The 12,499-nt window shown below is 67.1% G+C and carries 12 protein-coding genes and 1 tRNA gene; 4 read left to right on the top strand and 9 right to left on the bottom strand.

Annotation, left to right across the window (positions count from 1 at the left end; genetic code table 11):
* Window positions 1-59 precede the first annotated feature (59 nt).
* Both GGQ59_RS12440 and mnmA read left to right on the top strand, forming a co-directional pair.
* A complete protein-coding gene (locus GGQ59_RS12440) occupies window positions 60-269 on the top strand; it encodes a cold-shock protein (protein ID WP_183819110.1) in 210 nt (69 codons plus the stop codon).
* 64 nt (window positions 270-333) lie between these two features.
* A complete protein-coding gene (mnmA, locus tag GGQ59_RS12435) occupies window positions 334-1,497 on the top strand; it encodes a tRNA 2-thiouridine(34) synthase MnmA (protein ID WP_183819107.1) in 1,164 nt (387 codons plus the stop codon).
* Here mnmA and GGQ59_RS12430 read toward each other — a convergent pair.
* Complete coding sequence (locus GGQ59_RS12430) at window positions 1,487-1,840, bottom strand: hypothetical protein (protein WP_183819105.1); 354 nt, start codon at window positions 1,838-1,840, stop codon at window positions 1,487-1,489. The genes mnmA and GGQ59_RS12430 overlap by 11 nt on opposite strands.
* On the bottom strand, window positions 1,837-2,436 hold the full coding sequence (locus tag GGQ59_RS12425) for a hypothetical protein (protein ID WP_183819103.1): 600 nt from the start codon (window positions 2,434-2,436) through the stop codon (window positions 1,837-1,839). Before GGQ59_RS12425 ends, GGQ59_RS12430 begins: the two co-directional genes overlap by 4 nt.
* Before the next feature lie 142 nt (window positions 2,437-2,578).
* Between GGQ59_RS12425 and sucC the strand changes: the two genes are divergently transcribed.
* Window positions 2,579-3,772 carry an ADP-forming succinate--CoA ligase subunit beta gene (gene sucC, locus GGQ59_RS12420; RefSeq protein WP_183819101.1) on the top strand — a complete coding sequence of 398 codons (1,194 nt, stop codon included), beginning with the start codon at window positions 2,579-2,581 and terminating at the stop codon, window positions 3,770-3,772.
* Window positions 3,773-3,845: 73 nt separating this feature from the next.
* Window positions 3,846-3,919 (top strand) — tRNA-Gly (locus GGQ59_RS12415).
* A gap of 61 nt (window positions 3,920-3,980) precedes the next feature.
* On the opposite strand, the gene GGQ59_RS12410 is transcribed toward GGQ59_RS12415, so the two are convergent.
* The 7 genes from GGQ59_RS12410 to GGQ59_RS12380 all read right to left on the bottom strand — a co-directional run.
* On the bottom strand, window positions 3,981-5,216 hold the full coding sequence (locus GGQ59_RS12410; protein ID WP_183819099.1) for an SGNH/GDSL hydrolase family protein: 1,236 nt from the start codon (window positions 5,214-5,216) through the stop codon (window positions 3,981-3,983).
* A 237-nt stretch (window positions 5,217-5,453) separates the two neighbouring features.
* Complete coding sequence (locus tag GGQ59_RS12405) at window positions 5,454-6,248, bottom strand: inositol monophosphatase family protein (protein WP_221401035.1); 795 nt, start codon at window positions 6,246-6,248, stop codon at window positions 5,454-5,456.
* Between the two features lie 68 nt (window positions 6,249-6,316).
* A complete protein-coding gene (locus tag GGQ59_RS12400) occupies window positions 6,317-7,984 on the bottom strand; it encodes a ribulokinase (RefSeq protein ID WP_183819097.1) in 1,668 nt (555 codons plus the stop codon).
* Complete coding sequence (locus GGQ59_RS12395) at window positions 7,984-8,685, bottom strand: L-ribulose-5-phosphate 4-epimerase (RefSeq protein ID WP_183819094.1); 702 nt, start codon at window positions 8,683-8,685, stop codon at window positions 7,984-7,986. The genes GGQ59_RS12400 and GGQ59_RS12395 overlap by 1 nt, the downstream gene beginning before the upstream one ends.
* A gap of 14 nt (window positions 8,686-8,699) precedes the next feature.
* Window positions 8,700-10,196, bottom strand: coding sequence for an L-arabinose isomerase (araA, locus tag GGQ59_RS12390; protein ID WP_183819092.1), 1,497 nt, complete (start codon window positions 10,194-10,196; stop codon window positions 8,700-8,702).
* A 66-nt stretch (window positions 10,197-10,262) separates the two neighbouring features.
* The gene (locus tag GGQ59_RS12385) at window positions 10,263-11,876 is read right to left on the bottom strand and encodes a sodium:solute symporter (RefSeq protein WP_183819516.1); all 1,614 of its coding nucleotides are present in this window, start codon (window positions 11,874-11,876) and stop codon (window positions 10,263-10,265) included.
* A 76-nt stretch (window positions 11,877-11,952) separates the two neighbouring features.
* On the bottom strand, window positions 11,953-12,499 hold a 547-nt coding region (locus GGQ59_RS12380), incomplete at its 5' end, for an aldose epimerase family protein (protein WP_221401033.1).

Below are 12,499 nucleotides of genomic sequence, written 5' to 3'. Positions count from 1 at the left end.
TTCCACAGAAGACCGTTCGACTTCGGCCATCATCCCCACCACTGATTAGGAAACACGAGATGGCCACTGGCACCGTGAAATGGTTCAATACCGAAAAAGGCTACGGCTTCATTCAGCCCGATGAGGGCGGTCAGGACGTCTTCGTCCACATCACCGCCGTTCAGCGTGCCGGACTGCAGGGTCTCAACGACGGTCAGAAGATCGCCTACGAGCTCTACACCGACCCCAAGCGGAACAAGACCTCCGCGTCGAACCTGCAGCCGCTCTAAGTCTCCGGCGTCTGTAGGCAAGGGGGCGGTTCCGTTCCGCCCCCAGCACGCCTAGCTAGACGCCATGACCGAAACGCCGCTCACCGACGCCGCCGCTGCCGCCCTGGACCTCGGCGTTCCGAAGGGTTCGCGTGTGGTCGTGGCCATGTCCGGCGGCGTGGACAGCTCCGTCACCGCCGCGCTCGTCGCGAGGGCGGGGTACGAGGCCGTCGGCATCACGCTTCAGCTCTACGACCACGGGGTCGCGATCCAGAAGAAGGGCGCCTGCTGCGCCGGGCAGGACATCGCGGACGCACGTGCCGTCGCCGACCGCCTAGGCATCCCCCACTACGTCCTCGACTACGAAGACCGTTTCGGCGCCGCCGTGATGGAGGACTTCGCCGAGACCTACCTGGCAGGCGCGACGCCGATCCCCTGCGTTCGCTGCAACGAACGGGTGAAGTTCAAGGACTTGCTCGAGACGTCCCGCGAGCTGGGCGCGGAAGCCATGGCGACCGGCCACTACATCCGCCGCGCCCTGGGGCCCGACGGCCCGGAGCTTCGCCGCGCGGCGGATGCTTCGAAGGACCAGAGCTACTTCTTGTTCTCGACCACGCCGGCACAGCTGGACTTCCTGCGTTTCCCCCTCGGCGAGATGCCGAAGGCGCAGGTCAGAGCGCTCGCCGCCGAACTCGGGCTGGTCGTGGCGGACAAGCCCGACAGTCAGGACATCTGCTTCGTGCCCGAGGGCAAGTATACGAGCGTCGTCGAGCGCCTGCGTCCGGGGGCGGTGGAGCCGGGCGAGATCGTGACGCAGGACGGTACCGTGCTCGGCCGTCACCCGGGCGTCATCCACTATACGGTCGGCCAACGACGCGGCCTCGAGATCGGCGGGTTGAGCGAACCGCTCTACGTCCTGCGTCTCGATGCGGAGCGCCGGCAGGTCGTGGTCGGGCCGCGCGAGGCGTTGGCCAAGGCACGGGTGCGACTGAAGGAACTGAACTGGCTCGGCGGCGGTGCCTTTCCGTCCGGGGCGCGCGTTGCGGTGAAGCTCCGCTCCACCCGCCCGCCCGCGCCAGCGGTCACGGGACGGGACAAGCGAGGACCCTTCGTCGACCTGGACGCGGCGCAGGAAGGGGTCGCACCCGGACAGGCGTGCGTATTCTACTCAGCCGACACCCAGCATGATCGGGTTCTGGGCGGCGGCTGGATCGAAGCGGCCGAAACGCTGGCACCCCTTACGGCTTGAACGGATCGGGACCGAGCTCTCTCGGAGGCGTCTTCGGTGCGGGGATCTCCTTAGGCGCCTCTAAACCTTTCGCCGGCGACCGGTCCGGCTTGTAAGCGCTCAAGGCCTCCTTTGCGCGCGTGTTCAACGCAGACGCGAGCGCCGTGCTCGCCGTCTCGGTTTCTTCGGGGGCGATCGCCGGCGGCGTGAAGCCTTCGCTCTCTGGCGGCGGCGATACACCGATCGGGTGCCCACCCAACGCGCTCAACGCAATGGCGGAGACGCCGCGCGTGACCGCCTGAAAGGCGTCGAGCGTGCCGTTCAGGACGACGAAGGGGAGGCGGGGGCTGTGATCGGGCGTCACCTGTCGATCTCCGTGTCAGAAGCGTAGCGAGCCCCCGGATCGTCATCGAGACCGAGGCCATCGGACGGCACCCGGCCGTCCTCGTCTTCTTGCCCTTCGGCGAGCTCGGCTTGAATCGAGTCCTCGAGATCGCCCATCTCGGGAGCGTCGTCGTTGTCGTCCGTGCCGACGCCTCGATGGACGTCGGCAGAAGGCAACTCGACGTCGCCGCGCGGACCACCGCTGTCGCCCTCGGCGAGGTGGCGCGGCTGGGTGGGGGCATCCACTGCATCGGAAGGCGGCGTTCCGGCCACGTCCTCGTAGACGGCGGTATGGGGGGCACCGGCCTCCGAGCTCGGCGTCTTCCCGTCGCCGTCGAAGGTCTCTTTCATCTCTTCCTGGCTGCGCACGTCGTCGGCCTCGGAGACTTCTTCAGGCTTCTTGTTCTTCCAGTCGTGACCGGAGGTGACGGGATCGTCCTGCGGCTCACCGCTCGAGAACGTCGCCTTCGCCTCCGCCTTCCCGCGGCCGATGAGGCCGGTCAGCGCTGTCTTCGCCCGCTCGTAGCTCTTGAGGATCGGTCCAGGTTCGGTGCCGCGATCGGTTTGCTCGTCCATTACGTGCCTCCTTCGTTCGCTAGAGAACAGACACCTGCCGCCCGGCGTTCCGCAAGCACGGTAAACAGGCGTGACGCCCCCGGTTGAGAGGCGCGGCGGGGCGGGGTAGGGCGCGCCTGACTCCTGCGCATCCGAGGCACCGATGAACATTCACGAGTATCAGGCGAAACAGCTCCTCAAACGCTACGGCGCGCCCGTCGCGGACGGCGTCGTCGTCCTGGACGCGAGCGAAGCCGAAGCGAAGGCGAGCACGCTGCCGGGGCCGCTCTACGTCGTGAAGGCGCAGATCCATGCGGGCGGTCGCGGCAAGGGCTCCTTCAAGGAGGCCGAAGCGGGCGAGAAGGGCGGCGTAAGGCTCGCCAAGTCCCCGCAAGACGCCGCGGAGCAGACCAAAGCCATGCTCGGCAACACTCTCGTCACCAAGCAGACCGGGCCTGAGGGCAAGACGGTCGGGCGCATCTACATCGAGGACGGCGCGGACATCGACCGCGAGCTCTACCTGTCCATCGTCGTCGACCGCGGCACGGGCCGCGTCGCCTTCATCGCCTCGACCGAGGGCGGCATGGACATCGAGGAGGTCGCCGAAAGCAGTCCTGAGAAGATCGCGACCGTCACCGTCGACCCCAAGTCCGGCATGACCGACGACGTCGCGAATGAGCTCGTCTCGGCGCTCGCGCTCGACGGACCGGCGGCGGACGAGGGCCGTCAGCTGATGCATACGCTCTACCAGGCGTTCACCGAGACCGACATGGCGATGCTAGAGGTGAACCCGCTGATCGTGATGGAGAACGGCCACCTCCGCGTCCTAGACGCCAAGGTCGGCTTCGATCCGAACGCCGAGTTCCGCCACGCCGACCTCGCGGAGTTGCGGGACGAGACGGAAGAGGATCCGCTGGAACTCCGCGCGGGCAAGTCCGACCTCTCCTACGTGAAGCTCGACGGTAACATCGGCTGCATGGTGAACGGCGCGGGCCTCGCCATGGCGACCATGGACATCATCAAGCACTACGGCGCGGAACCCGCGAACTTCCTCGACGTCGGCGGCGGCGCCACCAAGGAAAAGGTCACCGAAGCCTTCAAGATCATCACCTCGGATCCCGGCGTCCAAGGCATCCTCGTGAACATCTTCGGCGGCATCATGCGTTGCGACGTCATCGCCGAAGGCGTTCTGGCAGCGGTGCAGGAGGTCGGCCTCAACGTGCCCCTCGTCGTCCGCCTCGAAGGGACGAACGTCGACAAGGGCAAGGCGATCATCGACGGCTCCGACCTCAACGTCATCGCGGCGAACGACCTGGACGACGCCGCGCAGAAGATCGTCAAAGCCGTTCAGGGCTGAACCGGCTTTCGCGCTTTTCGGACGCCTCGAACCCTTCGCAGGGCGGGGCGTCCGTGCTAACGGCACGCCGTTCGCGGGTATAGCACAATGGTAGTGCAGCAGCCTTCCAAGCTGAGGATGCGGGTTCGATTCCCGCTACCCGCTCCACCAACCTGAAGCATTTCGTACGTCCCGCCCGCTGTCCGGCGCTTGAAGGCGCGGGGGGTTGTTATTCTGTCTGTCGATCTTCGGCTCGGACCCCAACGAAGACCGACAGCGGCACCGCGTTTGCCAGGGCCTCGAAGCCCGCGGGCGATGGATGAAGCCCGTCGCCCTCGTCGTAAGCCGGACGAAGCCGGTCGGGCGAAGCCGGGTCCTTGAGCGCCGCGTCGAAGTCGAGGACGGCGTCGAACGTACCGGAACGCCTGATCCAGTCGTTGATCCGCCGGCGCGCCTCTTCGTGCGCGCCGCCCGTCGGGTACACTTCGGTCGAGCCGTAAGGAGCGATCGTCGCGCCGATCGGCGTGACGCCTGCCGCGCGGGCGCGCTCGGCGATCTGGACCAGGCCTGCGGTCATGTCCGCGACGAAGCCGTCCACACCCTCGTCGGTCAGCCCGCTGCCGCCGATGTCGTTAATCCCTTCGAAGAAGATCAAGTAGTCCATGTTGGGCTGTGCCAGCACGTCTCGGTCGAGCCGTGCGAGGACGTTCGGTCCTAGGCAGTTCCTGAGAACACAGTTTCCGCCCAGACCGAGATTGACGACCGACAGGTGATCGGTCGCCTCGTTCGCCTGAAGTCGGCGAGCTAGGAAGTCCGTCCACCGATCGTTTCCGTTCGTCGTAGATCCGCGTCCGTCGGTGATCGAATCGCCGATGACGCCGATGGACGCCGCTTCCTCGCTGGCCGGCACTTCGATCGTCGAAAGCACGTACCAGTGGTCGGTAGACCCCCCATCAAGCACGGCCTCGCCGACGTGTTCACCGCTCTCGAAGTGAGAGGTGGTTCGCGAGCCGGGATGACCGCTCTGCCGGTCCGGGGCCTGCACCACGTGCATGGTGACCGCGACGTCGCCGAAAGCCTCGAAAGAGAAGTCGGCTTCGTCCGTGTAGAAGACTGCCCCTGGCGGTATCGTCACGCCGGCATGTCCTGAGAAGGAAAGCGGAAGGCTCGTTCCCTCGGAAATGGCCGCCGAGCCCGGCCCTTGCGCGACCGCGATAGAAAGCGAACCGATCACGAGCGGCTCTTCGCCGAACTCGTTCGAGAGCCTGACCCGCACCGTCTCGCCGTTCCTCGTCGGCTGCACGGTCTGGCGTATCGTCACGTCCCCCATCGGTACGGGCAGCTCGTTGCGATCTTCGACCAGTTGCTGCGCCGTTCCCCAAGCCGCAACCCAACCGTGCTCACGCGCCTCCTGGGCGAATGCGACCGAGGGCAGAAGAAGGAGGCTGCAAAGGGCGAGGCGCATGATTGAGATCCTTCGTTCGTCCGTTTTCAAGCCCGCTCCTGCTTCGTCGGAAAAGGACACGTCAAAATATAGGCTGAGTCGATCCGCCCATGCGAGGAACGCCGGATGCGTTCACGCGCCTTCGGCGCGACGAAGGGATGGGGACCGTGCGGGAAGGACGCTTGGGTGCGGCCCGTCGTTCTTGGCAGCGTCTCAGTGCTTCTACCGTGCGCCGTTCCGAAGGGACGACCGGACCACCTATCGGCACGTGACGAGCTGGCGCGCCTCGTCGTGCAAAGCGGCACCGCTCGCGAGGATCGAGCGGTGGGGCAGGTCCGCCTCCTCGCCGGAGGCCAGGGTGACGAGGCCGCCTGCCTCGCGGATCAGAAGGATGCCTGCGGCGACGTCCCACGGGCTGAGGTCGTGCTCCCAGAAGGCGTCGAACCGTCCGCAGGCGACCCAGGCGAGGTCGAGGGCGGCCGAGCCGAAGCGCCTGATCCCCGCGAGCGCCTTCATCGGCCGAACGAGCTCCTGCGCGAAGGCTTCGTGGCCGGTCTTGTCGCGGAAGGGCAGGCCGGTACCGAAGAGGCACTGGGCGAGGGGACGGGGCTCCGCGACGCGGACGGGCCTGCCGTTGAGGGTCGTGCCCCGCCCCTCGGCCGCAACGAAGATCTCGTCCGAGGCGGGGTTCAGGACGACGCCGGCGACGGGGCGGCCCCTGCGGGCGAGGGCGATCGAGACGGAGAAGTGGGGGATGCCGCGCAGGAAGTTCGTCGTCCCGTCGAGCGGGTCCACGATCCACTGATGGTCGGGGTCGTCCCCCTCGACGATGCCGCCCTCCTCGAGGTGGGCGCCGAAGCGCGGATAGTCCGCCCGCAGCCGGTCGAAGACGGCACGTTCGGCGCCGAGGTCGGCCTCGGAGACGAAGTCGGAGGGCTTCTTGCGCTCGACCGTGAGGGTGTCGAGGCGGCCGAAGGCGTCGCCGAGGACCGCGCCTGCAGCCCTCGCGGCGGTCGTCATGGTGTGAAGGACGGCGTCGAAGTCTTCGGCCATGAACGGCACTCCCAAACGTGCCGCCGTCCTGCGGGCGAAGGGTCGCGGGCGCAACCGCGCCCGCGCGTTCAGGTCAGGTGGTCCTCGACGAAGGCGCCGAGGGGCTTGTAGCGCTCCTCGTAGACGCGGTCGTAGTGCGCCGTCATCTTCGGGTTCGGCGTGTACTCCGCCTCGAAGCCCTGTCCCATCGCCGCCTGCGCGTCGCCGGTGGAGGCGTGAAGCCCCGCTGCGATGGAGGCAAACATGGCCGCGCCGAGCGCACAGGTCTGCTCGGCCCGCGCGACGCGGATCGGCATGTTCAGGACGTCGGCCATGGTCTGCATGACGAGCGGGCTCTTCTGCGCGACGCCGCCGAGGCCGATCACCTCGTCGATGGCGACGCCTTCGCGCCGGATGCGCTCGACGATGGCGCGCGAGCCGAAGCAGGAGGCCTCGACGAGGGTGCGGAAGACCCTGGGGGCATCGGCGCCGAGCGACAGCCCTGCGATGGCGCCGCGAAGCTCCTGGTTCGCGTCGGGCGTCCGGCGGCCGTTGAGCCAGTCGATGGCGACGAGCTCGGACGTGGTGGGGTCGACCTTCTCGGCCGCTTCCGACAGCATGGCGATGACGCGGCCCGGGCCAAGGTCGGCAGGCGCCGTGTGCCCGGCATCCCCCGCGCCCGGCTTGATCCCCTGAAGCGGCCAGGAGAGGAGCTCCGCGAACCAGGCGTAGAGGTCGCCGAAGGCGGATTGCCCCGCCTCGAGCCCGACCATGCCGGGGACGACCGAGCCGTCGACCTGGCCGCAGATGCCTGCGACGGTCGTCGTACCGAGCTCGTCCTCCCGCACGATCATGATGTCGCAAGTCGAGGTGCCGATGACGCGGGAGAGGGCGCGCGGGCGGATCTCGCCGCCGACCGCGCCCATGTGACAATCGAAGGCGCCCGCCCCGACGACAGCGTCGCGGCTCAGTCCCAACCGTTCGGCCCATTCGGGCGTCAGGTGGCCCACGACCTTGTCGCTCGTCAGCGTCTCGCGCGCGAAGGTGTCTCTGTACCCCTTAAGCCGCGGCTCGATCGCGGTAAGGAAGCTCTCGTCCGGCAGGCCGTCCCACTCGTCCGCCCAGAGGTTCTTGTGCCCCGCGGCGCAGCGCCCGCGCGGCATGGTGCGCACGGCCTCTTGTCCGGTGAGCAGAGCCGGCATCCAGTCGCAGTGCTCGACGAAGGAGACGGCGGCGTCCGCCACGCGGTCGTTGCGGCCAAGGACGTGCGCGACCTTGGCCCAGCCCCACTCGGACGAGTAGATGCCGCCGACATATCTAAGGTAGTCCGTGTTGGACCGGGCGTTCAGCTCGTTGATTCGTGCGGCTTCCTTGGTCGCGGTGTGATCCTTCCAAAGGACGAACATCGCGTCGGGGTCTTCCGCGAACTCCGGCTTGAGGGCGAGCGGCACGCCGTCCTCGCCGACCATGCAGGGGGTAGAGCCCGTGGTGTCGAAGGAGAGGCCGGCGACGCGTGCGCCCGCGTCTTCGCCCCCTTGCGAGAGCGCGCCCGCGACGGCCTCCTCGAGGGCGTCGATGTAGTCCTGCGGGTGCTGACGGTACTGGTCGCGGTCCGGTTCGCACCAACGGCGTTCCGCCCAACGCTTATAAGGCGCGACGGCCGTACCGAGGGTCTCGCCGCTCTTCGCGTCGATGAGGAGCGCGCGGGCGGAGTCGGTGCCGTAGTCGAGGCCGAGGACGAGGGTGCGGTCCGTCATCAGTTCGGGCCCCCTTGGCCGTAATAGGCGTTCGGCCCGTGCTTCCGCTCGAAGTGCTTCTTGACCAGGTGCTGGTTCATTTCCGCCTGCGGGTTGAGCTGCGCCGTCATCAGGCCCATGCGCGCGACCTCCTCGAGGACGACGGAGTTGCGCACCGCTTCGGCCGCGGTCTTGCCCCAGGTGAAGGGCGCGTGGTTCTTGAGGAGGACGCCCGGGACGTGGAGCGGGTCGCGGTTGCCGACGGTCTCGACGATGACGTTGCCGGTCTCGTGCTCGAACGCGCCCTCGATCTCTTCCTTGGTCATGTCGCGCGTGCAGGGGATGTCGTCGGCGAAGTAGTCCGCCTGCGTTGTACCGAGGATCTTTATCGGCCGTCCGGCCTGCGCGTAGGCAGCCCCGTGCGTCGAGTGGGTGTGGGCGACGCCGCCCACGCCCTCGAAGCGGTTGTAGAGGACGAGGTGGGTCGCGGTGTCTGAAGACGGCTTGAGCGTGCCCTCGACCACCTTTCCGTCCAAGTCGACGATGACCATGTCGTCGGCCGTCATGTCGTCGTAGGGAACGCCCGACGGCTTGATCGCGACCAGGCCCTGGTCGCGATCGATGCCGGAGACGTTGCCCCAGGTCAGGAGCACGAGGCCGTGCCGGACGAGAGCGAGGTTCGCCTCGTAGACCTCTTCCTTCAGGGTGCGAAGAGACGCCATGTGAACGCTCCTTCTTAAGAGTAGGCCGCCTCGCCCAAACGGATGTCTCGCTTGAAGGCGGGCAGGGTGGTGGCCTCGTCGATGACGAGAAGCTCGATGCCGAGCATCTCGGCGAGGTCGCGGAAGTGTTCGGTTTTGAGCGCCATGGAGAAGACCGAGTGGTGCGCGCCGCCGGCGTGCATCCAGGCGGCCGTGCCGGTCTCGAAGTCCGGCTGCGTCTTCCAAAGCGCGGCGGCCGTGGGAAGGTTCGGCATGTCGTGGGGGACGTCCACCACGTCGAGCTCGCCGCAGATCATTCGGAAGCGGTCGCCCATGTCGACCATGGCGACGTTGGTCGCCTCGCCCGGCGGGGCGGTGAAGACGAGGCGCGCCGGGTCCTCCTTGCCGCCGATGCCCAAGGGGTGGACCTCGACCCTGGGCCTGCCCGCCGCGATGGTCGGGCAAACCTCGAGCATGTGGGAGCCGAGGCAGAGACCGCCGCCGTCCGGCAGGTGGTAGGTGTAATCCTCCATGAAGGAGGTCCCGCCCGAAAGGCCCTGCGCCATGACCTTGGCTGCGTGGAGCATGACGGCCGTCTTCCAGTCGCCCTCGGCGCCAAAGCCGTAGCCGTCGGCCATTAGGCGCTGCGCGCCGATGCCTGGAAGCTGCTTGAGGCCGTGCAGGTTCTCGAAGGTGTCGGTGAAGCCCTGATAGTCGTGCTCGGTCAGGAAGTCGCGAAGCCCGAGCTCGATCCTGAGGGCGTCGAGGAGCGAGCCGTGGCGGTCGGCGCCCGCTTCGAGGCCGTCCTGAAGCTCGTAGGCGCCGGCGACGACGTCGAACTCTTCGCGCAGGCGTGCGTCAGAGACGGCATCGACGAAGGGGACGAGGTCGCCGAGGCCGTAGCCGTCGACGGTGGCGCCGAGGCGGATCTGCGCCTCGACCTTGTCGCCCTCGGTGACCGCGACCTGGCGCATGTTGTCGCCGAAGCGAGCGATCCTGGCCCTGCGCAGCGCGTCCCGGCCTATGGCGGCGCGGGTCCAGGCGCCGAGCTGTCGCTGGACGCCCTCGCTCTTCCAGTGACCGACGACGACACGGCGCTCGATCCTGAGGCGCGAGCAGATGAAGCCGAACTCGCGATCGCCGTGGGCGGACTGGTTCAGGTTCATGTAGTCCATGTCGATCGTGGACCACGGGATCTCGGCCGCGTACTGCGTGTTGAGTTGGCAGAAGGGCTTCTGCAGCGCCTGAAGGCCGGCGATCCACATCTTGGCGGGGCTGAAGGTGTGCATCCAGAAGACGAGGCCGACGCACGCGTCGTCGTCATTGGCCCGCTTGCAGACCGAGAGGATTTCGGTGGGCGTCGTCACCACGCCCTCGAAGGCGAGCGACGCGGGCATGGCGGGGCTGCCCGCGAGGTGGCCTGCGACTTCCCGGGCCTGAGCCTCGACCTTGGCGAGGGTCTCCTCTCCGTAGAGGTGCTGCGATCCGACGACGAGCCAGACCTTGCGGCTCTTAAGATCGGGGAGGGACATGGACGGGCTCCTGACCTGGACTTGCGCCGCACTATGGGCGCGGCGCTCTTGGGACAGGCCCTGGCGCTACCAGAAGATCAGGTAGACCAGGGCGATGATGGCGCAGATGGCGACGGTGTGGACGACGTCCCACCGGTTCCAGCTCTCACGGACTTCCGCTTCTTGCTCCGGCGTCGTCGAGCCGAAGGTGAGGCCGGCGATGGCGGCGGCGTCCTTCGGCTTGGTGAAGGCGCTGATGCCGACCATGACTGCGATCGTGAAGATGAGCAGCAGGCAGCAATAGTAGAGCCAGTTCATCCCGACGATCCCGGCGAAGAGCGGGTTGGACTCGGCGAGCGGCGGGACGAGGCTCAGGATCAGGCGAAGCATACCGGCCGCGAAACCGATGATCAGCCCCCAGAAGCCTGCCGTCGGTGTGATCCGCTTCGAGAAGATGCCAAGGAAGAAGACCGCGACGATAGATGGAGCGATCAGGCTCTGAACGCTTTGAAGGACCTCATACAGACTCGAATCTTCGCCTAGGCGTCTCAAGACTGGGACCCAAGCAATACCGAGTAGAACGATGACGATTGTCGCAATTCGCCCAATTTGAAGGTAGTGTGCCTGCGTCCGGCCAGGCTTCATCCGCTCGTAGAAGTCGACGGTGAAGAGCGTCGCGGACGAGTTGAAGAGCGAGGCGAGGGAGCTCATCAGCGCGGCGATCGCACCGCCGAGGACGATGCCCTTCACCCCTTCGGGCAGCAGCTCGCGGACGAGGACCGGGAAGGCCGAGTTCGGCCCGGGCAGGTCGATCATGCCTTCCTGCGCGAGCGCGAAGGCGATCATGCCGGGGACGAGGAAGATGAAGACGGGCAGGATCTTTAGGTAGCCGCCGAAGATCGCGCCGCGCCGCGCCTGCGCCATGTTCCTGGCGGAGAGGACGCGCTGGACGATGTACTGGTCCGTGCACCAGTACCAAAGGCCGATGATGATCGAGCCGCCTACGACGGCCGGCCAAGGGAACTCGGGGTCGTTGATGGGGCGGAACAGGTGCATCCGGTCGCCCGAGATTTCCGACATCACCGCCCAGCCCTCGAAGAAGCCGGAGTCGCCGCCCAAGCGCACGAGGCCGGCCACGAAGATGACGATCGAGCCCAGGAGCAGGACCGGCGTCTGGAGGACGGAGGTCCAAAGGACTGCCTTCATGCCGCCGACGACTGTGTAGGCGCCGGTCAGGATGACGAGGCCGATCGCGGCGATCCAGAAGAAGTCGACGCCGAACAGCGTGTCGATGCCGAAGATCTCCTTAATTGCGAGGCCGCCTGCGAAGACCGTCACCGACACTTTGGTCAGGACGTAGGACACAAGGGAAATGAAGGAGAAGAAGGTGCGCGTCTCGGGCGTGTAGCGCCGCTCGAGGAACTCGGGCGTCGTGAAGATCCGCGTGCGCCAGTAGAAGGGCACGAAGGTCCAGGCGAGGATCAGGATGATCCACGATTGAAGCTCCCAGTGGGCGAGGGCGAAGCCGCTCTCGGCGCCCGCGGAGGCGAGTCCGACCAAATGTTCCGAGCCGATGTTGGAGGCGAAGATGGAGGCGCCGATCGCGAGCCAGCCTGCGCTGCGGCCTGCGAGGAAGTAGTCCTCCGTATCCTCTTCCTTCTGCAGCGCGACCCAGACGACGATGCCGAGAAGCGCGAGCATGAAGAGGGCGAGGACGAGCCAGTCCAGGAAACCAAAGCTCACGACGCGTCGCTCCTGCTTGTCTTACCGGCGCCGCTCACTGTCCCGCCTCGGCGGTGAAGCGCAGCACCATCACGTTGCGGTAGGTGTCGCCGGGCTCGAGCCGGGCGGAGGGAAATCCGTCCTGGTTCGGCGCGTCGGGGAAGACCTGCGGCTCGAGGCACAGGGCGTCGCTCTGCCTGTAGAGCGTCTCGCCTTTGCCACTCATCGTCGCGTCGATGAAGTTGCCAGAGTAGAACTGAATGCCGGGCTGATCGGAGAGCACTTCCATCGTTCGTCCGGAGACGGGGTCGTGTACGCGGGCGGCGAGGCGGGGTTCGCCGCCCGCGTCGCCGTCCAGAACGAAGTTGTGGTCGAAGCCCTGGGCGATCCGGACCTGCTTGTCCGAACCGTCGCGGATGTCTTCGCCGATCGGCTTGGCTTCGCGGAAGTCGAAGGGGGTGCCTTCGACCGGGGTGACACGGCCCGTCGGGATCAGGCTCTCGTTCGCGGGCGTGTAGGCGCTGGCCTCGATCGTAAGCTCATGGCCGAGGACCGGCGCTATGTCCTCGTGGCCCGAGAGGTTGAAGTAGCTGTGGTTCGTC

This window comes from Parvularcula dongshanensis (assembly GCF_014199615.1).
GTDB lineage: Bacteria > Pseudomonadota > Alphaproteobacteria > Caulobacterales > Parvularculaceae > Parvularcula > Parvularcula dongshanensis.
Note: the sequence above shows the minus strand (reverse complement) of the source record. Positions and strands in the feature narration are given on the sequence as shown.

Coding starts and splice junctions, on each gene's coding strand:
- GGQ59_RS12440 (WP_183819110.1), top strand. CDS start 60: ATGGCCACTGGCACCGTGAAATGGTTCAATACCGAAAAAGGCTACGGC.
- mnmA (WP_183819107.1), top strand. CDS start 334: ATGACCGAAACGCCGCTCACCGACGCCGCCGCTGCCGCCCTGGACCTC.
- GGQ59_RS12425 (WP_183819103.1), bottom strand. CDS start 2,436: ATGGACGAGCAAACCGATCGCGGCACCGAACCTGGACCGATCCTCAAG.
- sucC (WP_183819101.1), top strand. CDS start 2,579: ATGAACATTCACGAGTATCAGGCGAAACAGCTCCTCAAACGCTACGGC.
- GGQ59_RS12410 (WP_183819099.1), bottom strand. CDS start 5,216: ATGCGCCTCGCCCTTTGCAGCCTCCTTCTTCTGCCCTCGGTCGCATTC.
- GGQ59_RS12405 (WP_221401035.1), bottom strand. CDS start 6,248: ATGGCCGAAGACTTCGACGCCGTCCTTCACACCATGACGACCGCCGCG.
- GGQ59_RS12400 (WP_183819097.1), bottom strand. CDS start 7,984: ATGACGGACCGCACCCTCGTCCTCGGCCTCGACTACGGCACCGACTCC.
- GGQ59_RS12395 (WP_183819094.1), bottom strand. CDS start 8,685: ATGGCGTCTCTTCGCACCCTGAAGGAAGAGGTCTACGAGGCGAACCTC.
- araA (WP_183819092.1), bottom strand. CDS start 10,196: ATGTCCCTCCCCGATCTTAAGAGCCGCAAGGTCTGGCTCGTCGTCGGA.
- GGQ59_RS12385 (WP_183819516.1), bottom strand. CDS start 11,876: ATGCTCGCGCTTCTCGGCATCGTCGTCTGGGTCGCGCTGCAGAAGGAA.